Source organism: Bacillus sp. AFS053548 (genome assembly GCF_002575105.1).
Taxonomy (GTDB): domain Bacteria; phylum Bacillota; class Bacilli; order Bacillales; family Bacillaceae_G; genus Gottfriedia.
Genome location: NZ_NUHI01000026.1, coordinates 356,723 through 379,074, shown reverse-complemented (window position 1 = coordinate 379,074; position 22,352 = coordinate 356,723). Strand labels below are relative to the sequence as shown.

The 22,352-nt window shown below is 31.3% G+C and carries 23 protein-coding genes and 1 pseudogene; 14 read left to right on the top strand and 10 right to left on the bottom strand.

Annotated elements, in window-relative coordinates; genetic code table 11:
• Positions 1–56: 56 nt before the first annotated feature.
• A complete protein-coding gene (locus tag CN946_RS15290) occupies positions 57–839 on the bottom strand; it encodes a Cof-type HAD-IIB family hydrolase (RefSeq protein ID WP_098861925.1) in 783 nt (260 codons plus the stop codon).
• Between the two features lie 180 nt (positions 840–1,019).
• Between CN946_RS15290 and glcT the strand changes: the two genes are divergently transcribed.
• The 5 genes from glcT to CN946_RS15265 all read left to right on the top strand — a co-directional run bounded on the left by glcT (position 1,020) and on the right by CN946_RS15265 (position 6,835).
• Entirely contained in the window at positions 1,020–1,871 is an 852-nt protein-coding gene (gene glcT / locus CN946_RS15285; protein WP_097976180.1) for a glucose PTS transporter transcription antiterminator GlcT, read from the top strand.
• A gap of 288 nt (positions 1,872–2,159) precedes the next feature.
• Positions 2,160–4,211 carry a glucose-specific PTS transporter subunit IIBC gene (gene ptsG / locus CN946_RS15280; protein WP_098861924.1) on the top strand — a complete coding sequence of 684 codons (2,052 nt, stop codon included), beginning with the start codon at positions 2,160–2,162 and terminating at the stop codon, positions 4,209–4,211.
• Positions 4,212–4,353: 142 nt separating this feature from the next.
• Positions 4,354–4,617 (top strand): phosphocarrier protein HPr, encoded by a 264-nt coding sequence (locus CN946_RS15275; protein WP_025568635.1) that lies wholly within the window; start codon positions 4,354–4,356, stop codon positions 4,615–4,617.
• Positions 4,617–6,326 carry a phosphoenolpyruvate--protein phosphotransferase gene (ptsP, locus tag CN946_RS15270; protein WP_098861923.1) on the top strand — a complete coding sequence of 570 codons (1,710 nt, stop codon included), beginning with the start codon at positions 4,617–4,619 and terminating at the stop codon, positions 6,324–6,326. The genes CN946_RS15275 and ptsP overlap by 1 nt, the downstream gene beginning before the upstream one ends.
• A gap of 209 nt (positions 6,327–6,535) precedes the next feature.
• Positions 6,536–6,835 (top strand): ArsR/SmtB family transcription factor, encoded by a 300-nt coding sequence (locus tag CN946_RS15265; RefSeq protein WP_025568637.1) that lies wholly within the window; start codon positions 6,536–6,538, stop codon positions 6,833–6,835.
• 65 nt (positions 6,836–6,900) lie between these two features.
• On the opposite strand, the gene CN946_RS15260 is transcribed toward CN946_RS15265, so the two are convergent.
• The gene (locus CN946_RS15260; protein ID WP_098861922.1) at positions 6,901–7,515 is read right to left on the bottom strand and encodes a nitroreductase family protein; all 615 of its coding nucleotides are present in this window, start codon (positions 7,513–7,515) and stop codon (positions 6,901–6,903) included.
• A gap of 231 nt (positions 7,516–7,746) precedes the next feature.
• Between CN946_RS15260 and CN946_RS15255 the strand changes: the two genes are divergently transcribed.
• Together CN946_RS15255 and CN946_RS15250 are read left to right on the top strand one after the other, a co-directional pair.
• Entirely contained in the window at positions 7,747–8,637 is an 891-nt protein-coding gene (locus CN946_RS15255) for an NAD(P)-dependent oxidoreductase (RefSeq protein WP_098862063.1), read from the top strand.
• Between the two features lie 22 nt (positions 8,638–8,659).
• Positions 8,660–9,109, top strand: coding sequence for an RDD family protein (locus CN946_RS15250; RefSeq protein WP_025568640.1), 450 nt, complete (start codon positions 8,660–8,662; stop codon positions 9,107–9,109).
• Between the two features lie 44 nt (positions 9,110–9,153).
• Here CN946_RS15250 and CN946_RS15245 read toward each other — a convergent pair whose 3' ends face one another.
• Positions 9,154–10,314, bottom strand: coding sequence for an aminotransferase A (locus CN946_RS15245; RefSeq protein WP_098861921.1), 1,161 nt, complete (start codon positions 10,312–10,314; stop codon positions 9,154–9,156).
• 145 nt (positions 10,315–10,459) lie between these two features.
• Here CN946_RS15245 and corA point away from each other — a divergent pair, with 145 nt between their 5' ends.
• Both corA and CN946_RS15235 read left to right on the top strand, forming a co-directional pair.
• The gene (corA, locus tag CN946_RS15240) at positions 10,460–11,404 is read left to right on the top strand and encodes a magnesium/cobalt transporter CorA (RefSeq protein WP_098861920.1); all 945 of its coding nucleotides are present in this window, start codon (positions 10,460–10,462) and stop codon (positions 11,402–11,404) included.
• Between the two features lie 164 nt (positions 11,405–11,568).
• Positions 11,569–12,873, top strand: a complete 1,305-nt coding sequence (locus tag CN946_RS15235) for a sensor histidine kinase (protein WP_098861919.1) — start codon at positions 11,569–11,571, stop codon at positions 12,871–12,873.
• An 85-nt stretch (positions 12,874–12,958) separates the two neighbouring features.
• Here the strand turns inward: CN946_RS15235 and CN946_RS15230 are convergent, their stop codons facing one another.
• From CN946_RS15230 to CN946_RS15210, 5 genes and pseudogenes are all read right to left on the bottom strand, one after another.
• Complete coding sequence (locus CN946_RS15230; RefSeq protein WP_098861918.1) at positions 12,959–14,257, bottom strand: DUF3967 domain-containing protein; 1,299 nt, start codon at positions 14,255–14,257, stop codon at positions 12,959–12,961.
• Positions 14,258–14,538: 281 nt separating this feature from the next.
• Positions 14,539–14,802: a phage holin gene (locus CN946_RS15225; protein ID WP_088013908.1), complete on the bottom strand. Its 264-nt coding sequence runs from the start codon at positions 14,800–14,802 to the stop codon at positions 14,539–14,541.
• A 199-nt stretch (positions 14,803–15,001) separates the two neighbouring features.
• Entirely contained in the window at positions 15,002–15,553 is a 552-nt protein-coding gene (locus CN946_RS15220) for a YkyB family protein (RefSeq protein WP_098861917.1), read from the bottom strand.
• Between the two features lie 290 nt (positions 15,554–15,843).
• Positions 15,844–16,071, bottom strand: a pseudogene (locus CN946_RS15215) (hypothetical protein); the annotation flags it as partial.
• A gap of 131 nt (positions 16,072–16,202) precedes the next feature.
• On the bottom strand, positions 16,203–17,036 hold the full coding sequence (locus CN946_RS15210; protein ID WP_176547335.1) for a metallophosphoesterase: 834 nt from the start codon (positions 17,034–17,036) through the stop codon (positions 16,203–16,205).
• 122 nt (positions 17,037–17,158) lie between these two features.
• On the opposite strand from CN946_RS15210, the gene fadH reads away from it, so the two are divergent.
• Positions 17,159–17,923 carry a 2,4-dienoyl-CoA reductase gene (gene fadH, locus CN946_RS15205; protein WP_098861915.1) on the top strand — a complete coding sequence of 255 codons (765 nt, stop codon included), beginning with the start codon at positions 17,159–17,161 and terminating at the stop codon, positions 17,921–17,923.
• Positions 17,924–17,936: 13 nt separating this feature from the next.
• Complete coding sequence (locus CN946_RS15200) at positions 17,937–19,151, top strand: EAL-associated domain-containing protein (protein ID WP_176547334.1); 1,215 nt, start codon at positions 17,937–17,939, stop codon at positions 19,149–19,151.
• A 211-nt stretch (positions 19,152–19,362) separates the two neighbouring features.
• Here the strand turns inward: CN946_RS15200 and CN946_RS15195 are convergent, their stop codons facing one another.
• Both CN946_RS15195 and CN946_RS15190 read right to left on the bottom strand, forming a co-directional pair.
• A complete protein-coding gene (locus CN946_RS15195; protein WP_098861913.1) occupies positions 19,363–20,094 on the bottom strand; it encodes a class I SAM-dependent methyltransferase in 732 nt (243 codons plus the stop codon).
• Positions 20,095–20,604: 510 nt separating this feature from the next.
• Positions 20,605–20,838 (bottom strand): glutaredoxin family protein, encoded by a 234-nt coding sequence (locus CN946_RS15190; RefSeq protein ID WP_098861912.1) that lies wholly within the window; start codon positions 20,836–20,838, stop codon positions 20,605–20,607.
• 251 nt (positions 20,839–21,089) lie between these two features.
• Here CN946_RS15190 and CN946_RS15185 point away from each other — a divergent pair, with 251 nt between their 5' ends.
• The 3 genes from CN946_RS15185 (at position 21,090) to abbA (ending at position 22,222) form a co-directional block, all read left to right on the top strand.
• Entirely contained in the window at positions 21,090–21,326 is a 237-nt protein-coding gene (locus tag CN946_RS15185; protein WP_056474223.1) for a YkuJ family protein, read from the top strand.
• A 177-nt stretch (positions 21,327–21,503) separates the two neighbouring features.
• Positions 21,504–21,977 (top strand): ribonuclease H-like YkuK family protein, encoded by a 474-nt coding sequence (locus tag CN946_RS15180; RefSeq protein WP_419179289.1) that lies wholly within the window; start codon positions 21,504–21,506, stop codon positions 21,975–21,977.
• Between the two features lie 53 nt (positions 21,978–22,030).
• A complete protein-coding gene (gene abbA, locus CN946_RS15175) occupies positions 22,031–22,222 on the top strand; it encodes an antirepressor AbbA (RefSeq protein ID WP_056468609.1) in 192 nt (63 codons plus the stop codon).
• Positions 22,223–22,352: the final 130 nt, after the last annotated feature.

The window sequence follows — 22,352 nt, the reverse complement described above, 5'->3', positions numbered from 1 at the left end:
TTCCCATACATTATATTTCAATAGAAAAAGGGTGCTCCAATAAGCACCCTTTCCTCTTACTTAATTTGTAAAACAATTTTAACTGCTTCGGCTACTGAAGGAACGATATACGAAGCATATTTTTTAACTTCATCGTCAGCATTTTCCATTGCAAAGCTATTAGGAGTCAGTTCAAACATTGAGATATCATTATATGCATCACCGATACAAGCAATTTCATCAGGTTTAATTCCTAATTTTTCGATCAGTATTTGAATTGCTGAACCTTTACTTACATTAACTGGAACGATATCTAAACAATTTTTAGCAGAAATATAAGAAGTTACAAATTCAGGCAGTTCTTTTTGTAATTCTTTTTGTAGCTCAAGTAAGTCTTCATCTTCACCTAAAACTACATATTTTTTTGGGGTAATTGATTTACCTAAATCGTTTTTTAGAGTTTTTAATTCAACTGCATTCATGCTAGAGTTCTTTTCAATTTCTCTAACTAAATCCGTTTTCTCTTCGATATAGTATGTTTCATTATCAGCTACATAGATTAAAAATTTATCGTGTGAAATCATTTCGTAAACTTTATCGATTACACTTGGATGGAATGTTGCATCTAACAATGCTTCTCCATCATTTGAATAAATATAAGTTCCATTCATACTAATACGGTGAAAATTACCTTTTAAGCTTTCCATAATTTTTACGATTTCATAATCTAAACGTCCGGAAGCAAAACATAATAAAACACCACGATCTAAAAGGGTTTTTAATGCTTCTACATCATGTTCAAATAGTTGACCTTGGTGAAACATCGTCCCATCCAGGTCACTAACAAATAACTTAATCATTTTTCTTAACACCTACTCAATTTATATTTATACTTTTATATTCTATCCTACTATAATAGATTATCAAAAAAATATGATTAATTTATGAAACTTAAACTGTGTTTTAACTTTTTCAGAAAAATTATGTTATGATATAAAAGCGATTTTTTAAACTTGGGGGTGATAAAAAAAATGTCAGAGATGTCAGTATGTTATACAATCAAAAAAGTTCTAAATAATAATGTTTTAATAGCGAAAAATCCCGATCATACCGAAGTAGTTTTGCTAGGTAAAGGCATCGGTTTTAATAAAACTAGAGGAGATTTAATTTCCGAAGGTGTAGTAGAAAAAATGTTTATTTTAAAAGATGAACAAAAACAAAAACAATATAAATCATTAATCAACTTTATGGATGAAAAATTAATGGGTACGCTGCAGCAGGCGATTTATTTAATTTCTGAAAGAACAGGATGTACTTTAAATGAGCAAATTCATATTGGGTTAACAGACCACTTAATATTTGCGATTAAACGTATTAGAGAAGGCTATAATGTTGATAATCCTTTCTTACAAGAAACGAAAGCAATGTATCCTGAGTATTTTAAAATTGCACAAGAAGTTATTGATTTGATAAATAAAGAAATAGATATAAATTTACCGATCGAAGAAGTGGGGTTCGTAACACTTCATATTGTTAGTAATTTATCGATGGAAGTTGTATCGGATGTAAATAAGTTCTCTCAGATCATTAAAGATCTAGTCATCTATATAGAAGAATATTTACAAATTGAAATTGATAAAGAAAGTATTCATTATTCAAGATTAGTTCGTCATTTACGGTTTTTAATTGACCGTATATTTCATGGTAATTCATCTGAAGAGTCACCAGCTTTGGGCATAATCTTAAAAAAAGAATACCCCGTATGCTATGATTTAGCATGGAAAATTTTAAAGTCAATCCAAGCTTCATTAAATAAAAAAGCTAGTGAAGCTGAAGTAATATACTTAACCTTACATTTAGAACGACTTGTTCAAAGTAAAATTAATAAATAATTTAAGAAGCCTAAATAGAAATTTGGCGCTTTTTTAACATAGTAAATAAATAATTTTAAAAAATAGGTAATTTGTCTTGAAATTTTTAAATTCTATAGATATAATGAAAGCGAAATCATATAAAAACATAATTGAATATTGTACACATTAAACGTGTTACTGATTCGATCAGGCATGAGTTGAAAAAATGTGAATTATTATACTTGGGTAGGGGAAACTATATCCAGGATTCAATAATCTCATTTTTTCTGCTCATGCCTTTTTTGTTTGGATAAAAGGAGGAAGACAATGTTTAAGAAAATCTTTGGAGTTTTACAAAAAGTTGGTAAAGCGCTTATGCTTCCAGTTGCAATTTTACCAGCTGCTGGATTGTTACTTGCATTCGGTAATGCATTTCAAAATCCACAAACATTAAAGTACTTACCGTTTCTTGATGCGCACTGGTTCCAACTAGTCGCAAAAGTTATGGAACAATCAGGTGACATCATTTTTAGTAATCTCTCATTATTATTTGCAGTAGGTGTTGCCGTTGGTTTAGCAGGAGGAGAAGGTGTTGCAGGTTTAGCAGCGATCGTTGGATTCCTGATTATGAATAAAACAATGAGTGTGTTCAAAGATGTTGGACAATATGTTGTTTTAGATAAAACATTAAATATTGCTAAATTTGATGATCCATCATTTGCGTACGTATTAGGAATTCCTACATTACAAACAGGTGTTTTTGGTGGGATTATCGTAGGTATTTTAGCTGCATGGGCTTACAATAAATATTATGAAATTGATTTGCCATCATACTTAGGTTTCTTTGCAGGTAAGCGATTTGTACCAATTGCTACAGCAGCGTTTTCAGTATTACTTGGTATTTTAATGTGCTTTATTTGGCCGCCAATTCAGCACGGTTTAAACACATTTTCACATAATATGATTGATGCGAACTTAACATTGTCAGCATTCATCTTTGGTGTTATTGAGCGTTCATTAATTCCATTTGGTTTACATCATATTTTCTATGCACCTTTCTGGTTTGAGTTTGGTTCATATACTGATAAAACAGGTATGGTTGTACACGGGGATCAAAAAATCTTCTTTGCTCAATTAAAAGACGGAGTAAAATTAACTGCTGGTACATTCATGGTAGGTAAATTCCCATTCATGATGTTTGGTTTACCAGCTGCTGCATTAGCTATGTATCATGAAGCAAAACCTGAAAATAAAAAAATCGCTGGTGGTATTTTGGCATCAGCAGCATTAACTTCATTCTTAACTGGTATTACAGAGCCAATTGAATTCTCATTCTTATTTGTTGCTCCAGTACTATTTGGAATTCATGCAATCTTTGCTGGTTTATCATTTATGATCATGCAATTATTAAATGTTAAAATTGGTATGACTTTCTCAGGCGGTCTAATCGACTACTTATTATTCGGGGTTCTACCGAATAGAACTGGCTGGTGGTGGGTAATCATCGTCGGTTTAGTATTAGCAGTCATTTACTACTTCGGTTTCCGATTTGCAATTAGAAAATGGGATTTAAAAACTCCAGGACGTGAAGATGCAATCGCTGAAGATACTACAAGTAAGACTCCAGCTAATGAATTACCATATGAAATTTTACAAGCTTTAGGTGGAAAAAGTAATATTTCTTCATTAGATGCATGTATCACACGATTACGAGTACAAGTAAATGCAAAAGATGAAGTAAATAAAGATCGTTTAAAAGCATTAGGTGCCGCTGGAGTTCTTGAAGTTGGAAATAATATTCAAGCAATTTTTGGACCTAAATCAGATACATTAAAATCACAAATTAAAGACATTATGACTGGAAAAACGCCAGTTGTTAGTCAAGAAGCACATAAAGAAACAGCTTCAGCAGTAGATACTACTATTGAAGAAGCGATTATTAATCCAATTGAAGGGGAAATAATCCCAATTACAGAAGTACCAGATCAGGTATTTTCTGGAAAAATGATGGGTGATGGATTTGCGATTATTCCTTCAGAAGGTACAGTAGTATCTCCAGTAGATGGCGAAATCGTAAATGTATTCCCAACTAAACATGCAATTGGTATTCTATCAAATGGTGGAAAAGAAATTTTAATCCATATTGGTATTGATACTGTAAAACTAAATGGTGAAGGCTTTGAAGTACTGGTATCACAAGGTGAGAAAGTAACAAAAGGTCAACAATTAGTTAAAATTGATTTACACTTTATTCGTGAAAATGCACCTTCTACAATTACACCTGTTGTATTTACAAACTTAGCTGAAGGACAACAAGTTGTTATTGAAAAACCAGGTAAGCAATCAAAAGGTGAAGTAGGCATCATTAAGATTAAATAAATCTAATTAAATAGACGAAAAATGTTTGATTTTATAAGGGGTAGTATAGTTGACACTATGCACCCCTTTTAATAGAATATTTATAGTAGGCCAAACGTCTATACCAAAAATGTAGATTTAATCACAAAGGAGATAAATTATTATGGAAAAAACTTTTAAAGTAACAGCTGATTCTGGAATCCACGCTCGTCCAGCAACATTATTAGTAAATGTAGCAGGTAAATTTAATTCTGATATTAATCTTGAGTATAATGGTAAAACAGTTAACTTAAAATCAATCATGGGTGTAATGTCTTTAGGAATTCAACAAGGAACTGAGATCAAAATTAGCGCTAACGGTGAAGATGCAGAACAAGCTATCGCTGCAATCGATGATACAATGAAAAAAGAAGGTTTAGGCGAATAATGTCTTTACATATTAAAGGTATTGCCGCTTCTAGTGGAATTGCAATTGCAAAAGCATTTCGCTTAGAAAATCCTGAATTAAACATTGTTAAAAAACAAATTTCAGATATTGATGCTGAAATTGCTAAACTTGACAATGCAATTCAAGTTTCTAACACTGAATTAGAAAAAATTCGTGATCACGCGAATGCTGAACTTGGTGAAGACAAAGCTGCAATCTTTTCTGCGCACATCTTAGTTTTAAATGATCCAGAGCTAGTTAACCCAGTCAAAGATAAAATTAAGTCTGAAAGTGTCAACGCTGATTTTGCTATGAATGAAGTTGCTTCAATGTTCGTTCAAATGTTTGAAAGCATGGATAATGAATATATGAAGGAACGTGCTGCAGATATCCGCGATGTTACGAAACGTGTAATGGCGCATCTTTTAAGCGTTACGATTTCTAACCCTGCAAATATTACTGAAGAAGTAATTATTATTGCAGAAGATTTAACACCATCTGATACAGCACAATTAAACCGTAAATATGCTTTAGGTTTTACAACTGATATTGGTGGTCGTACATCTCACTCAGCGATTATGGCTCGTTCTCTTGAAATTCCTGCTGTTGTAGGGACAAAAGAAGTAACAAGTAAAATCGAAAATGGCTTAATGGTCATTGTTGATGGATTAGATGGTCATGTAATAGTAGATCCTTCTAACGAAGAATTAGAAGAGTATAAAGCTAAAAAAGAAAAATTCGAGCTTCAAAAAGTTGAATGGGCTAAGCTGAAAAATGAGCCAACTGTAACGAAAGATGGACATCATGTTGAGTTAGTAGCTAACATTGGTACACCAAATGATGTAGAAGGCGTTATTAATAATGGTGGTGAAGGTGTTGGCCTTTACCGTACTGAGTTCCTATATATGGGACGCGATAACTTCCCATCAGAAGAAGAGCAGTTTGAATCATACAAATCAGTTCTTGAAAGTATGGGTGATAAACCGGTAGTAGTAAGAACACTAGATATCGGTGGAGATAAAGAATTATCTTATTTACACTTACCAAAAGAAATGAACCCATTCTTAGGTTACAGAGCGATTCGTTTATGTTTAGATCAGAAGGAAATATTCCGTACACAATTACGTGCATTACTTCGTGCTAGTGTATATGGTAATTTAAAAATTATGTTCCCGATGATTGCAACTTTAGATGAGTTTAGAGCTGCAAAGGCTGTTTTATTAGAAGAAAAAGAACAGCTATTAAAAGAAAATGTTCAAGTCTCAGACAATATCGAAATTGGTATGATGGTAGAAATCCCTGCTTCTGCTGTTCTAGCAGATGTATTCGCTAAGGAAGTTGATTTCTTTAGTATCGGGACAAACGATTTAATCCAATATACAATGGCTGCAGATCGAATGAATGAACAGGTTTCATATTTATACCAACCATATAACCCATCTATTTTAAGATTAGTTAAAATGGTAATCGATGCTGCAAACAAAGAAGGTAAATGGGCTGGAATGTGTGGAGAGATGGCTGGAGATGCATTAGCTATTCCTTTACTTGTTGGATTAGGCTTACATGAATTCTCTATGAGTGCTACTTCAATCTTACCTGCTCGTAGTCAAATGGCTAAACTTTCTAAAGCTGAAATGGAGATATTAGCTGAAAAAGCTTTATCTATGTCTACAGCTGAAGAAGTTGTTAACTTAGTTAATAGCATCTAAAATAAAACAACAGAATTTAAAGTATTTTGTCTACAAACTAAACAACAGGGCAACCTGTTGTTTTATTTTTAACATTATATATATTCTGTATGATAATCTACCGAATCGAAAAGTTCCTACTGTTGACAAATTCGCTTCTTTAATTTAGTGTATGTTTAAATTATTAAACGAATAAGATTATTTTTGGATAATAAAAGTAGGTGGCAGATTTGAGTAAAGAGGCAATTGAAGTATTTAGAGAATGTATTCCCTTGTTCCAAGCGTTAAGCGATCCTTATAGACAGGATATCATTTTAATGTTATCAGAAGGTGAGGCGCTAACTGTTAATGAAATTACGGAAAAAACTTCATTATCTAGGCCGGCTATATCACATCATTTAAAAATATTGCGTGATAATCAATTAGTACAAATTGAGCAAAAAGGCACACATAGATATTATTCATTAGCAATTGATTCTTCTCTAGAATTACTTAAGAAACTAATCATTACTGTTGAACAACATTGTTAATGAATCGTAATGACATAAAAGGGACTCCGACTTTTGTCAGAATCCCTTTTACTTTTCATTTATGATTAAATCCAAATAGACATTTCTTTTGCAGAAAAACGTGTTGTATGATGTCCTGGTACTTTTTCTTTACCAATGGCAATCAACATCGTTGGAATGTAACGATCATCAGTTAAGAAAGTTTCTTTAAACGCTTGTTCGTTAAATCCTCCGATTGCACAAGTGTTCCAACCTTTTGCAGAAGCAGCCATTATTAATTGCATACCAGCAAGAGAAGAATTCAAGATACCTTGTTCACGATTACGCTGCTCTGTTGCATAAGCACCTTCAACATTGGCTTTTAATTTGTCTTTTGCTTCTTGAGTCATAAAACCAGCTTCCACAGCAGGTCCGAAAACTAAGTCAACATTTTTTGCTGATTGTGTATCGGCTAATACAGCTATTACACATGAAGCATCTTTAATTTGACCTTGGTTATATGCAACAGGTAATAATTTACCTTGCGCGTTTTCACCATGGAATACAACGAATTTCCAATGTTGTAAATTCCAAGCAGATGGTGCAGTCATTGCAGCATCAAGAAGTTCAGTAATTTCGCTGCTACTGATTTCAGTAGAAGAGTCGAATACTCGAGTAGAGTTTCGTTCTTTAATCATTTCAAAAAATTGTTCATTTTTCATATGAAAATACCTCCAAAAATTAGGTGCATTAAATACATTTTTATGTACTTTTTTAATATAGATAGTTCCATTATTAGAGTCAACAAATTAGTGTTGAAATAACCTAAATATAATTTGAAATAAGGTTAAGTTCGCTTATTTTTTTATAAGAATAGATCAGGCTTTTTTATTAATATTTTTTATGTTAGTTTAGTTATGGATATAAAAAGAGGAGTGTGTAATATGGAAGCAATTAATTTAAAAGATTTACAAGTTGGATTTATCGGAATTGGCGTTATGGGTAAAAGTATGGCAAAGCATTTAATCAATGCAGGTGCAAAATTACATATTTATAACCGTACAAAAGAAAAAGCAAATGAGTTAATTGATTTAGGTGCTACTTGGTATGATACACCTAAAGAATTAGCACCAAATTGTCAGGTTATTTGTACGATGGTCGGCTATCCAAGTGACTTAGAGGAAGTATACTTTGGTGATAATGGGATTATCCAATCGGCTTCAAAAGGGACAACATTTATCGATTTTACAACTTCGACACCAACTTTAGCTAAAAAAATTGATGAGTTAACAAAATCAGTAGGTATGTCATCATTAGATGCACCTGTGTCAGGTGGAGATTTAGGGGCAAGAGAAGCTAGATTAGCAATTATGGTTGGTGGAGAAGAAGAAACTTTTCATAAAATGTCCACATTATTTGATGTTTTAGGAAAAAATATTGCGTATCATGGAAATGCTGGTAGTGGACAACATGTAAAAATGTGTAATCAGATTGCAATAGCTTCTGGTATGTTAGGAGTTTGTGAAGCCCTTGCATATGCTTCAGCAGCAGGATTAGATGGAGAAAAAGTATTAGGAAGTATTTCTACTGGTGCAGCGGGTAGTTGGTCATTATCCAATTTAGCACCTCGTGTTTTAAAAGGCGATTTCGAGCCGGGGTTCTATATTAAACATTTTATAAAAGATATGGGAATCGCAATTGAAGAAGCCCAAAAGATGGAATTAAATCTACCAGGACTTTTACTTGCAAAAAAATGCTACGATGAACTGTCTAAAAATGGTTTAGATGAAAAAGGAACTCAAGCACTTTATACTTTATACGATCCGTCTCACCACATTCAATAATTTAATGAATAGAGGTTAACAAGTGCAAAATTTTCAACTTGCAAAGTTTTATCAACGATTAAGTGCGTTTTTATTCGATACATTTATCGTTTCAGTAGCTTATGGGATCATTATCGCTATTATTACGATGAATCCTGAGAAGATATTAAGTCGTTTTAATTCTACATCAGGAAATTCAACGGTCGATTTAATTGTTATTTCAATTATTATGATCATATTATTTGTAGTTGTTCCACAATTTAATAAAGGGATGACATTTGGTCAAAGATTTTTAGCTATTAAAATGATAAAAGATAACTATGAAGAAACGACAATGATACTATTTTTCATACGTTTTATCTTTATAGCAGGAATATCAGTTCTATTTTTAGGTGTACCATTAATAGTTAATGTCTATTTAATGTTATTTAGAAAAGACCATAAAACAATTCAGGACTTGTTATTTAAAACAAGAGTAATACAAGCTAGATAAAAAAGCAGGGGAGAGGATCTAGAAATCCACCCCTGCTTTTTTATTTAATTTCTAAGACTAGTTACAAACTCTTCTAATCGATCACATGCAATTTCTAGTTCTTTCATTGAATAAGCATATGATAATCGAATATATGAATCTCCAAATTCAGAAAAAGCTTCTCCTGGAATAACCGCTAGATTATGTTTTTCTACTAGATTTAGTGCGAACTCCATGGAAGGCATATTGAATTCTTTAATTGATGGGAATAAATAAAATGCACCTTCTGGCTTAATACAAGGTAGTCCTAGCTTTTCTAATCGGTCAATCATATAATTACGTCTTATTTTATATTCCTTTGCCATTTCAATTGGAGAATCAATGCAATCAGTTAATGCTGTAATTGCTGCATATTGAGATATTGATGTAGCGCATGATACGTTATACTGATGCACTTTTAAGATTTCCTGAGCTAAATAAGCAGGTGCATAGATAAAACCAATTCTCCATCCGGTCATAGAATGTGATTTACTAAGACCGTTTATGACAATTGTCTTTTCTCTCATTCCAGGGTAACTAGCAATAGAAGTATGAGTCGTATCATATGTCAGCTCACTATATATTTCATCTGATAAAATGAATACATCTTTCTGAGATAAGTAGTTAGCTAAATTCTCAAGTTCCTCTTTCGTTAATGTGACGCCTGTTGGGTTATTTGGATAAGGTAAAACAATACAACGTGTTTTTTCAGTGATGTGTTCTTCCAATAATTCAGGTGTAATTTTAAAACTACTATTAGATGTATCTACAAAAACTGGTTTTGCTCCACAAGTTTGAATAATTGGTGCATAGCCAGGGTAGATAGGTGCAGGAAGAATAACCTCACATTCATCGTTAAGGATTGTTCTGAATGTAACATCGAGTGCTTGACTAGCCCCTACTGTAACGATTACTTCGTTCGTTGGATCATATGATAAAGAATAATTTTTCTTTAAAAAATTAGAAGCAGCATTTCTAAGTGCAGGCAAACCAGCATTAGGAGTATAGACTGTTTGGTTTTGATTAATTGCATGAATAGCAGCTTCTTTAATAGGTGTTGGAGTTGGAAAATCAGGTTGACCCAATGTTAATGCAATGACATTGTCATATTTTTCGATTTTTTGGGCAAATTTTCTAATACCGGAGATTTGAATTTCTTTTACACTTTCGTTTATATATCTGTTCATTTTAAATCCCTCTACTTATTATTTTTATATTAAAATTAAACTTTTTAATCGAACTATTCAATGAAATTTTCTTCATTTTACCATATAATAAAAAAAGTATTTAGTAGTGAAATAATTTGATTGCCTAAAGAAGGTGAGTAATAACATGTTACAAGTAATAGGAATCACTAAAAATAAAGAAATCGATCGTAATATAACAATTGCAGATGCAAAATCAAATAATTACTTATGGTATTGGGTAGATATTGATGAGCCTACCGAAGATGAGATTCAACTTTTATCAACCGAATTTAATTTTCATCCTTTAGCGATTGAAGATTGTTTGGAATATGTACAACGACCTAAACTTGACTACTATGAAGGATATCATTTTTTAATATTGCACGAATTAAATAAAAAAGACTTAGAGGAGACGGAACTAGATATTTTTGTAAGTGATCATTATGTTATCACATTTCATATCCATAAAAGTCCGACAGTACAACTAGTTTTAGATAATATAATGTCAGATCGTCGAGCTTCAAAGAGTCCACTTCATTTAACACATCGAATTATTGATGAGCTTGTTGATAGTTATTTTCCACTAATTTATCGTTTGGAGGATGAACTATCAGACCTTGAAATTGATCCATTAAAGAAACAAGTAAATAATGCTGTAGAAAGATTATATGATATTAAATCTGATTTATCGAAATTAAGAAGGACGATTTTACCAACTCGTGATTTATTATATCGAATCCTTAATTCGAATCGATTTAAAGATATATCTGAACATCGAATTTATTTTGAAGATATACACGATCATCTAATGAAGCTTTCGGATATGATTGAGACGAATCGAGATTTAGCTTCCGATATTCGAGAAAGCTATTTTTCATTAAGCTCAGAAAAAATGAATAATATTATGAAAACATTAACAATCATATCATCTTTCTTTTTACCACTAACGTTTATCGTAGGTTTATATGGAATGAATTTCCATTATATGCCAGAATTAACATGGAAATATGGATACTTATTTATTTTAATTTTAATGGGATTTGTTACGATCTTAATGTACATATTTTTTAAAAGAAAAGGTTGGTTTTAAGTCGTTAAGCACTTAAGCTTGACGACTTTTCTTATATTTTAGAATACTTTGTAATAATGTGACGTTCTATGTAGAAATGTTTTTTTCGAATTTTTTGTATTAATAATTAGAAGTTTAAATAACTATGTTATAATTTGTTGAAAGAAGGGGTGGAGGACACTTTCATGCTGCAATTAAAAGATTTATTAATTCAATTTGCAATCATAATCATTCCGGTCTTTTTATACGAAATGTTCTGGCTTAGTAGATACCACAATACAAGCCCGAAACAAAATAGAATATTAGTTGGATTGCTAACTTTTTTTAATATTTTTATTTGCTTGCTTTACCCAATTCACATTAGTGAAAGCATGGCTATTACTTTTAGTATTTTATTAATCTATTCATCTATTTTATATGGTGGAAGATTGATCGGAACGATTATTATTTTAACGAAAGCAGTTTTTGTGTATTTGCTATATGGTTTAGCATCTTTGAAATCTTTTCCGTTTGAAGTGATTTCGTGTATCTTACCATTTATTGTTTCACCACATTGGGTTAGTTTTTCTAAACGAAAGAAATTTGCTTTAAGTATATTAATGCCAATTTTATTTTCGTTCAGTATGGTCTGTTTGCTTTATTATGAAGCAACGGTAAATGGTATAAAAGAGTACCAATCAGATCAAACAATTTTTTCGGCGTGCATATTTTTTACTGTTTTAACAATTACAATGCTGTTTCATGTTTATTTAAGAGAGTTTTTATTTGAAAATGCTGAAATTCGTGTTCAAATGCAGAAATCAGAGAAATTAAATATGGTGAGTGAACTTGCGGCGAGTGTAGCTCATGAAGTCAGAAATCCATTAACGGTTGTAAGGGGTTTCATACAGTTAATTGAGAATCAAGAAAGTGGAACGAATCGAGAATATATGAAACTTGTATTAGCTGAACTAGATCGAGCTGAAAATATCATTTCGGATTATTTAAACTTAGCTAGACCTCAAATTGAAGAAAAGAAAATAATCAATATGACAGAACAACTGAATGAAGTAACAACATTAATGTCAAGTTACGCCTCACTGCAGGGTGCTTTCTTACAAGTAAATGTAAATGAGGATATGTATACTGTCGGAGATCGAGCTAAGCTTAAACAGGCAATCATTAATGTTCTAAAAAATGGTGTAGAAGCTATAAAGGACACGAAAGGCTATATTAAAATTGAAGCAAATATTGAGAAAGAAAGAGATCGAGAGTACATACGAATTGTTGTTAAAGATAATGGAGTAGGTATGTCGAAAGCTCAATTGGACCGTTTAGGACAACCTTTTTATTCTTTAAAAGAAAAAGGAACAGGTCTAGGATTAATGGTTACTTTTAGTATTATCGAAGCTCATAAGGGAACGATTGAGTATTTAAGTGAAGAAGGCAAAGGGACTGAAGTACATATTGTCTTACCAGCTTATCATCAAGAACAGAGTGAAGAGGTATAATAAAGAGAAGGGAATTTTCCCTTCTCTTTTCAAACTAAAAATCTTTAAATTCATAATATAGTAAAAGTGCTAAATAATAAGTAAATTATTTTACTGACTTAGGTTTAAAAAAGAGTGATTTTATTGCATTTTTCCAGTCTCTTTCCTTTGAAGCAGCTACCATCTTCTTTGTTTCCTGTAATTCTCTAATCATCCTCATTAATTGAGCATCTCGACCAGATTCTTTTGATTTAATTTCTTCAAACATTTGCTCTAATTTTTCATCTTTTTCTTCAATTACTGTTGCTAACCCTTGAAGCTCTTCACTTTTTTCTTCAACTGAATATAATATTTTTTCTAACTTTTGATCCTTCTCCAAGTTCTGTTTGATTAATGTTTGATTTTGAGTTAGGATTTGTTCATTTTGATATGCTAGATTCGTAATTTGGGACATAAACTCTTCAAACATAATTTGATTAGAATTTGTCGGTACAAAAGTAGTAACATTCTCTTTCGAAACGATCGGTTCCGTAACAAAGGTTGATCCATTTAACTTTGAAAGAACTACTTCATCAGGTAGTTTTTTATTTTCCTCAAGTACTTGTTCAACAGTCATTTCTTCAAAACGATATTCTTGGACTACTTCATCCTCAGAATTTTGATCTGTTTGTTTTGATAAAGCATCAGATACTATAACATGCTCTTCTTTTCGTAAAGACTGTTCTACTACGACTTCTTCAATTATTTCTAATTGTGATATGGAGTCTGCAAACGTCTCAATATCTTGTGAAAAAGAATGCTCCATTATGCATTCATCAATTGTTTCTAGTTGTGAAAGTGATTCTTCTAAATGCTTTGTATCTTGTGAAGTTATTTGACTGTTCTCTACTACTTCGATTGGTTCTAATTGGGATACAGACTCTTCTTCTTGTAAAAGTGAATGATGGATTAATTCCGAATCAATTGTTTCAAATTTGGAATCTGCTTCTTCAACAATATTCTTCTGTTTTATTTCAATTAATTCCATTTCATTCTTCATGTCAAAATTTTTATGTATGTTATTTTCTAGAGGAATATTCGGGGTGTTATTTGTAACGTTTTCAATATTTTTTTCTGTCATTTCATTCTCAATTGAAGTTGTTTCGATTACATGTGCTTCAGATTGACTTTGAACTGACTGGTTATTTAAAGCATATTCAACTGATTGTAAAATATTTTCATTCTTTTGGTACTCTTTAATTATCATTTGAAATAATTCGAAATCGTTTTGATTATAGATCCTAGTATCTTGGTTCTTTGTAAAATGATATTCTTTCTTTTCTAGTTCCTTACTAATCTCTCTTACACGAGATTTACCTATTTTTAATTTCTTTGAAATGTCTTTACTTGTAAAAATTACTGACATTTGATATCCTCCTGAAAAATATGTGTTTTTAGAACATTCAATACAAAGTTAAATTTTTCCTACCTAATCTACTTAAAATAATTCTACAATGTATAACAAAGTCCATATGATTACTAAAATTAAAATCAATATATGAGGAAAAATAGTGAAAAATAGAAAATATTACTTAAAAAGTAGCATAAATTCGACTAAAAAAAAGAGAGTGACTCAATGTGTAATCACTCTCAAACCAAATCTTTAAATTTGTAATCTAATCTATCAAAAAGTAGACATAAAGTAATCTATTGATCCGAATTAGTCTGCTTATTTGTTTTTTCTAATCCTGCTTCTTGAAGTACCGCCTTTTGAGCTTGTCCTTTTTTACCTAAATAATTATGCTTAGCACCGAAGTATAAAATAAAAAGGAATGAAATTATATTAATTACAGCATCAATTTGTTCATTATTTAGGAATTTAAACCCAAAAGAATTTAGTAACAATTGAAGTGCAAATAAGAACCCAGCAACATAACGAATAATATCTTGTAAGTTATTATTACCGAACATATCAATCACCCCCTATTCATAAAGTATGCTTGTCTCAAGTAATAGGTGAGACAAATCTACTAAAATATGAGAGGGAAATAATGATTTTCTGTACATTCAAATAAAAAAAGGGAAGGATTGAAAACCCTTTAATTTAAAAGGTCTTTAAATCTTCCCATTTAATCTATATTAATGTTATTTTAGTAAGAATTGTTTCAACCTATTTCTCTTGCTTACCTTTATTTTTACGAATTGGTTCACTCGGAAAAGTAAATGTAGAGTTATTTAGAAATGAAGAAGCTCTTAAAAATTGCCCTGGGGTATTTCTTCGGTAGTTAGATCCGTTGTTAGATCCGTTTTTAAAATGGTTTTCAGATTTAACGTTTTGAATACCTAAGAAATGATGAAGTATTTTTTTGGCATAGCTTAATGACATGGATACTTTTGGGTTACGATGAGTATTTTCTAATATTCCTAAATGCGGGAGAAGTTTAAAGTCTTCTTTTAATGGTGGTATATGAAAGAAAAAATCTCCACAAGCAATCAACACATCAGATTGTTGTTTACTTGACTTGGGATTATTTGAAAAATGTAATCCAACTTTTTTAGCAATTCCTTTATCAATAAGCTTTAATATAGCTTGTCTTTTTAGTGAATATAGTTCACTTGGTTCAAGTGCTGTTTTAGCATGTTTATTTACAACAAATATTGCCTGAAAAATTTCTTCATTTGTAAAATTTAGTTTATTCAGGCTAGGTTCTTTCGATTTCATGCTTCTTGGTTACCTCCGAAAAATAATAGATATGAGTATATTATATCTTTAGTTTAAATTTTTTCAAATCAAATCTGGAGAAGTGGTTATATAATAAAAAGCTAATCGAAATAATATTCATTAATGCGACTAGCTTTTTTATTTAATTAGTATGGATAGGGTCCTATATTACCTGGAGAATTTAATCCCGCATTACTAGGTAAAAAAGCACCAGGATTTACAGGTGGGTAAGGTTGTTGGTATCCAGGGTAGCCACCACCGAAGCCACCACCGAAGCCACCACCAAACCCACCACCGTACGGAGGATATGGTGGATATGGTCCGTATGGCGGATAATAAGGTGGTCTAAACGCAAGTGCACCTAACGCGAATCCGCCTGCTAATCCCGCTAATCCTCCTATTATTGGCAAAAATGGGAAAAAAGGAAGAAAGCGTTGTTCGTTATGATCAAAGTAGTAGGATGGAACATGATCTTCTCTATAATAATGATTTATATTAGGGTGATATTGATAATTCATTTATTTAACCTCCTCTCTTGTCTTTAATGTTAGTGTATGGTGTACTAAAATAATTGAGCAAGTACCCATAAAAATAGGTAACCAACCTAGTATGGGTGAGAAATGTGAGGAATTTTAATTCTTAATCATTTTTACTTTTTGATTTGACCTGTAATTTTAATTGATACTATTTCAGGTGGTGTAAATAGGCGAATTGGTAGTTTAGTTGTTCCAATTCCATTTGAAACGACTAAATGACTATTATATTTACTTGATAGGGTATAAACACCTCGGTTGTATTTCTTTGCATATGGAGGCATTATAAAGGATTTATAAAAAGGTAAATAGATTTGTCCGCCATGGCTATGGCCAGAGAGCTGAAGGTTTATCGGATAGTTTTTCGTCAAATCAGCAATGTCAGGTTCATGTGCTAGAACAACTGTATAACTATTTTTTTGAATTCCTTCTAAAATGTCATTATATTGTTTGTTTCCTAGCATATAATCATCGAGACCGATAAATGAAACTTTTTGTTTTTGAACGTAATAAGTTTTTTCTTCGTTTTTTAATAATATAAAATTGCTTTCGGTTAACAGCTCTTCGTATTGTTCAGTAAAATAACCTCCATGATCATGGTTACCGTATATTGCAAGCTTTCCTATTTTTGGATTAAGTTCTTTTAAAAGCCGAATAACTTCATTCTTGTAAGAAAACTTTCGTATATCACTAACCAAATCCCCAGTAAAAAGAATAAAATCAGGCTTCATTTGGTTTAAATTTTTTACAACCTTTTTAAATCGCTCTATATCTTTTTTATTATTAAAGTGAGTATCAGAGATTTGTATTAATTTAATAGTAGTATTCGCATTTAACCGATTGTCTGAAAATGTTAAATGCTTAGTTCGAATTGATGTTGGCTCAACATAAACTGAATAATAGATTGTACAAATTAATAGTAAAAAAAATGATGTAAGTTTTATTTTCAATTGTCCCCCGACCTTTTTAAAGAAATAAATACCGCATACTATATTAAATAGTTTAATTGTTAAAAATATTCTCAAAATAATAAAATGTTGTTAAACTATAGAATACAAAGGGAGTGATACGAGTGAAGGATAAGGTTGTGATCGTTACTGGTGGCTCTAGTGGAATGGGGAAAGCAATGGCTATGCGTTTTGCAAAGGATGGTGCAAGAGTAGTCATTGCCGGAAGAGATTTAGAAAAATTAAATAATGCAAAAGAAGAAATTGAACAATTTGATGGTCAAGTATTACCAATAGCTATGGATGTAAGGGATCCTGAATTAATTAAAAATATGGTAAATGAAGTTGATCAAACATTTGGAACGATAGACTTCTTAGTAAATAATGCGGCTGGTAATTTTATTTGTGCTGCAGAGGATTTGTCTGTAAACGGTTGGAATACGGTTATAAATATAGTTTTAAATGGAACCTTTTATTGTAGTTCTGAAGTAGGCCGGTATATGATACAACATAAAATTAAAGGTGCGATTACAAATATAATTGCTACATATGCTTGGGATGCGGGTCCCGGAGTTATTCATTCTGCATCAGCTAAAGCTGGTGTTCTTGCTATGACAAGAACTTTAGCAGTTGAGTGGGGTAGGAAATATGGAATTAGAGTCAATGCGATTGCTCCTGGACCTATTGAGCGTACAGGTGAAGCGGCTAAACTATGGCTTTCTGAGGAATTAGAAAACCGCACAATACAAAGTGTACCACTAGGCAGATTAGGTACTCCAGAAGAATTAGCGGGACTTTGTGCGTATTTATTTTCAAATGAGGCTGGTTATATTAATGGTTCTTGTTTTACAATGGATGGAGGACAGTCCTTACATCAATACCCATTCTAGAAGGAGGTTCAAAATGGATCCTTTAGACGTAATAAGTAACTTAGATAAAGTCGTACCATATTTTCAACCAATATATGGAGCCGATACACAAAATTGTGTAGGAGTAGAGGTTGTTGGTAGACTAAAACTTGAAAATTTACACAGCCTTGAATTCTTCTTTGCAAATGATTTGGTGCCAGATGACTACTTATTAGAGGTTGACAATCATATATTAATTCAAGCTCTCGATGAAGTTGTACAATCTAAATTCGATGGTGGTATTTTTATTAATCGTCACCCTTCAGCGCTTCTTTCAGATGACCCAGAAAATCTTTTATCGATTTTCCAATCATATGAAGAAAAGGGCATACAACTAAATAAAATTGTCATTATTCTTCAACATCAACTTTTTTATGGTTTTGAGAAAGAGCTAAAAAATTTAATTACATATTATCAAACTTATGGTATTAAATTTGCGATTAATAGCGTAAATGAGAAGTTAATTAACTTAGAAAAACTTCGGTTCTTATCTCCTGATATCATTAAAATCGATTTTAAAATGGTTCAACAACTTCATACATCATCATTTCAAGATTTATTAAATTCCGTAATTTATGTGGCAAGAAAAGTAGGGGCATCGATGTATTACGATGGAATAATCGATTCAATTCAGTTAAGAAATGCATGGAAGAATGGTGGAAGATTCTATCAAGGCGCATACTTGTTTATACCACAACCATCAATTAGTCAGTTAAATCATGAATGTGAGCCACTAAAGAATGATATCTTAAAATATATTCGAGGCGAAAAGAACAAATTAATTGCGCTTAGAGATATGACTAATTTAATACAACAAAAAGTCGAATCGACAATTAATAAATTTAAATTAGGAGTAGATTTAAATTCATTTTTAATGAATATATCAAGTGAATTAAATACCTTTTGTTTTAGGATGTATATTTGTGATGAGGATGGTTTTCAGCAATCAGCTAACTTGTTTAAAATTAGTGGTGAGCAGTGGGAGCTTCAAGAAAAGTATAAAGGTAGAAACTGGAGCTGGAGGCCGTATTTTTTAGAAACCGTTTTGAAAATGCAATCAAATGATCAGGGTCAATTATCAGATATGTACAGAGATATTGAAACCGGTGAAAAGATTCGAACGTTTTCTTATCCAATGAATAATGGAAGCTATTTATATATTGATTTAAGTTATGATTTTTTATTTAAACATAATGAGTTACTTTTTTAATGACTCTCTATAGATTTAATCAAAAAATGACTGTCGCTTTGAAAAAAGGCAGTCATTTTTTTGTAGTTAAAAAAAATTGTCAATTAAATAAATAATTTCATGATTTTAGTTCAGAATGCTCGCTTTTTATTGGAGTGAAAGACTTGAGCCACCTCGTCACGTTCTTTCCTCTTAAGTCTCAGCCTTCCCACATCTCCAATAATTAATAATTTTATTTAAAACAAGAAAAGACAAGTACGATTGGTATTCTTTGTCTTCTTAAAAACTCTTCTTCGCTTTTAAAATGTATTTGTTGTGGAGTACCTTCTTTTAATTGATCAATCCGGAATCCAGTTTTTCTTAAAAGAGTAAAATATTGTTCAATTGTGCGATGGTTTTTGACTACTGTTTCATTTATCCATGGTTCTTTTCTTTCGCCAGTTCGAAAGTAATCGTCTACAATCCAGTTTTCGCGTCGATCTCCTGATTGTTTACTTAAAAAGGAGGCAGTAGTTAATGGATGTTGAACACTAAATATAAAATGGCCATTTTCTTTTAAGCTCTTAAATATTTTTTGAAATAATAGCTCAATGTTTGAAATATAGTGTAGTACAAATCTAGAAGTGACAAGTTCAAACGAATTTGTAGGAAAATGATAATCCTCTATTGTAGTATGTTGGACGGTACCTACTGTATCCTTTAAATTGCTCAAGGCTGCTTTAATCATGTGCTCTGATCCCTCGATACCTGTATAGGTTCTAGCTCCAAGTAGTAGAAGTTCATTACCAAATGATGCGTCACCACAACCTAAATCTAATATGTTTTTTCGATCAACATTCCCAATTAGTTCATTGATGATTGGTCCTTCGATTGCATTGTTAGGACTATCATCTCTATTCTTTCGTCGAATGTATTCTGTAAAAAAATCATCTTGATTGTAAACCGTTGAACCACGATATTCCATCATAACACTCCCTAACCGTTCAAAAATTTTTAAAAAATTGAAAGTTGACACAAATTAACTAACTTTAACATTAAATATGATCTAGATAAAGGGAGAAATTACCCAGAAAAATTTTGATTTGGAGCATAGAGTTTTGGTTGATTGTAATCAAAAATCGACGAATACATATATAAAAGCCTATTTTAATTAAAAGTAGTGTTTTTCTCTGTCAACTAATGTAAAAAAGATAAGAACGATTCGTGTAGTAAATTTCAATATAATAATGATACGATTAGAAAAAGTTTAGCCCGAGGAGGATTTTATTTGCGAGGACTTATTTCGAAAGTTCTTTTTGCATCGTCCGTCATGTTTTTTGTTTTTCATTTTATCGGAGTTGGGTAATGATAAACTAATTTGGGACAAGTCCTTGAAACAATCTTAAAAGAAATGTAGTATAGATTGATAAAAAACACCTAAATGAATGTTCATTTAGGTGTTTTTAATTTGAAAAGGGAGAAAATTGATAATAGATTAACGTTTTTGTAATGCGGCTTCAATTTGCTCCATCTGAACGCCTCTAATTACCTCATCATCAATTATTAAAGTAGGTGTTGAGTATGAATCTAACTCAAACATCATTCTTTTTTTAGCACTTTCATCTTGTGATACGTTATATTCAACATAAGAAGCATTCATTTCTTTTAAATAATTTTTCAAAAATTCACAAGGAGGGCATCCATCTTGTGTGAATAATTCGATCTTCATAAAACGACATCCTTTTTTTATTTTTTCTTAAAGCATTTGTATAAAACTATTATGACATAGAAAAATATAGGATATAAAGAAATTTGTTTTTTAGTTGATTCACTATTTTTCTTGAATTTATCTTGAAATACAAGTATTCTTATTAATGGACACTTACATAGCTGAAATCTATCAGAAGTTTTTTGGATAGAAATTGTAAGAAAGTAAAACCTATATTTAGGGAATGACACATGGTAGAAAGGAGTTCTAATATGTCTTTATTATTAGGAATTTTAGAACGCTTAGAAAGTTTAAAACAACAAGCTACGAACGGTGAGGTTGCTCAAAGATATTTTGAAGTTAACGGTGAAAGAAAGTGTAGCGTAAAGTATTCTGAGAAAAATGAAACATTTGAATTAGAAGTATTTCAACAAGGTGAAAAACCACAAACGTTCCCATTCGATAATATCGATATGGTAGCAATTGAAATATACGAAATTATTTCATAGGAAAAGAAAAAACAAGCTTTGCTTGTTTTTTCTTTTTTTTTAATATTTTATTACAAAATAGTAAGGTCGTGCTAATCCCAATTCTTAATGAATACATTATTATGTATTGTTATGAAAAGGGAGGTCATATACGTGAATAAAGATCAGTATCGATTTTACAATGTAAGTGAAAGAAATATGAGTTTTGATCATGTAGTTGATCGGCTATATCATTTTGTAAAAAGTGATCCTAATAAACAATATCGACTTTCCATTGGAACAGATTCTCAGGTTCATAGTAATGGAACTAAGTTTATTACAGCACTTCACTTGCATAGGGTAGGTAATGGAGCTTGGGGATGTTTACATACTTGTTGGCATCACAAGAAAATCCGAAATTTAAAAGAGAAAATATTTCTAGAAACGATGTATAGTCAAGAAATAGCTTTTTTATTATCACCTTTTCATTTAGAAAAAATTTTTAGTCCTCTTCATGAAAATGCTAATTCGAATAATTTTAGTTTTGAAATTCATCTAGATATTGGTACGATTGGGCTAACGAAAGAGTTTATACAAGAAATGACATCTAAAGTAAGTGCAATGGGCATCATTCCTAAGATAAAACCTGATTCTTACACAGCATTTAGTTATGCAAATAAATTTACAAAATAAGAAGTTTAAACTAAATAAACATTGATTAAAATGAGGATTAGGAGGGATGATGGATGCTAAGTGAACAAAATTTCACAGAAGATGAATTGTCTTTATTGGTTGACACAGTGATGAAACAAAATTATGCAATTGAACTCATTTCATCACAGATAACTGATATAGAAAATGGATTAATGGATGCAGGCGAGGATCAATACGAAAGATTAATACATTTATATCAAAAATTAAGGGATTTAGGGCTATGAAGACAAATATAGATGAACGTTTAGATAATAAATTATTTATCTAAACGTTTTTTTGTTTTTTGAATAGTTATAGTTAAATAAGTAAATTTTTAAGAAAAGTTAAATTGGAAAGGGGTTACAAATCTGATAA

Excerpts from the sequence above, each read along its gene's own strand:
- CN946_RS15290 (WP_098861925.1), bottom strand. The coding sequence starts at position 839 with ATGATTAAGTTATTTGTTAGTGACCTGGATGGGACGATGTTTCACCAA.
- glcT (WP_097976180.1), top strand. The coding sequence starts at position 1,020 with ATGTCAGTATGTTATACAATCAAAAAAGTTCTAAATAATAATGTTTTA.
- ptsG (WP_098861924.1), top strand. The coding sequence starts at position 2,160 with ATGTTTAAGAAAATCTTTGGAGTTTTACAAAAAGTTGGTAAAGCGCTT.
- CN946_RS15275 (WP_025568635.1), top strand. The coding sequence starts at position 4,354 with ATGGAAAAAACTTTTAAAGTAACAGCTGATTCTGGAATCCACGCTCGT.
- ptsP (WP_098861923.1), top strand. The coding sequence starts at position 4,617 with ATGTCTTTACATATTAAAGGTATTGCCGCTTCTAGTGGAATTGCAATT.
- CN946_RS15260 (WP_098861922.1), bottom strand. The coding sequence starts at position 7,515 with ATGAAAAATGAACAATTTTTTGAAATGATTAAAGAACGAAACTCTACT.
- CN946_RS15245 (WP_098861921.1), bottom strand. The coding sequence starts at position 10,314 with ATGAACAGATATATAAACGAAAGTGTAAAAGAAATTCAAATCTCCGGT.
- corA (WP_098861920.1), top strand. The coding sequence starts at position 10,460 with ATGTTACAAGTAATAGGAATCACTAAAAATAAAGAAATCGATCGTAAT.
- CN946_RS15235 (WP_098861919.1), top strand. The coding sequence starts at position 11,569 with ATGCTGCAATTAAAAGATTTATTAATTCAATTTGCAATCATAATCATT.
- CN946_RS15230 (WP_098861918.1), bottom strand. The coding sequence starts at position 14,257 with ATGTCAGTAATTTTTACAAGTAAAGACATTTCAAAGAAATTAAAAATA.
- CN946_RS15225 (WP_088013908.1), bottom strand. The coding sequence starts at position 14,802 with ATGTTCGGTAATAATAACTTACAAGATATTATTCGTTATGTTGCTGGG.
- CN946_RS15220 (WP_098861917.1), bottom strand. The coding sequence starts at position 15,553 with ATGAAATCGAAAGAACCTAGCCTGAATAAACTAAATTTTACAAATGAA.
- CN946_RS15200 (WP_176547334.1), top strand. The coding sequence starts at position 17,937 with ATGGATCCTTTAGACGTAATAAGTAACTTAGATAAAGTCGTACCATAT.
- CN946_RS15195 (WP_098861913.1), bottom strand. The coding sequence starts at position 20,094 with ATGGAATATCGTGGTTCAACGGTTTACAATCAAGATGATTTTTTTACA.
- CN946_RS15190 (WP_098861912.1), bottom strand. The coding sequence starts at position 20,838 with ATGAAGATCGAATTATTCACACAAGATGGATGCCCTCCTTGTGAATTT.
- CN946_RS15185 (WP_056474223.1), top strand. The coding sequence starts at position 21,090 with ATGTCTTTATTATTAGGAATTTTAGAACGCTTAGAAAGTTTAAAACAA.
- CN946_RS15180 (WP_419179289.1), top strand. The coding sequence starts at position 21,504 with ATGAGTTTTGATCATGTAGTTGATCGGCTATATCATTTTGTAAAAAGT.
- abbA (WP_056468609.1), top strand. The coding sequence starts at position 22,031 with ATGCTAAGTGAACAAAATTTCACAGAAGATGAATTGTCTTTATTGGTT.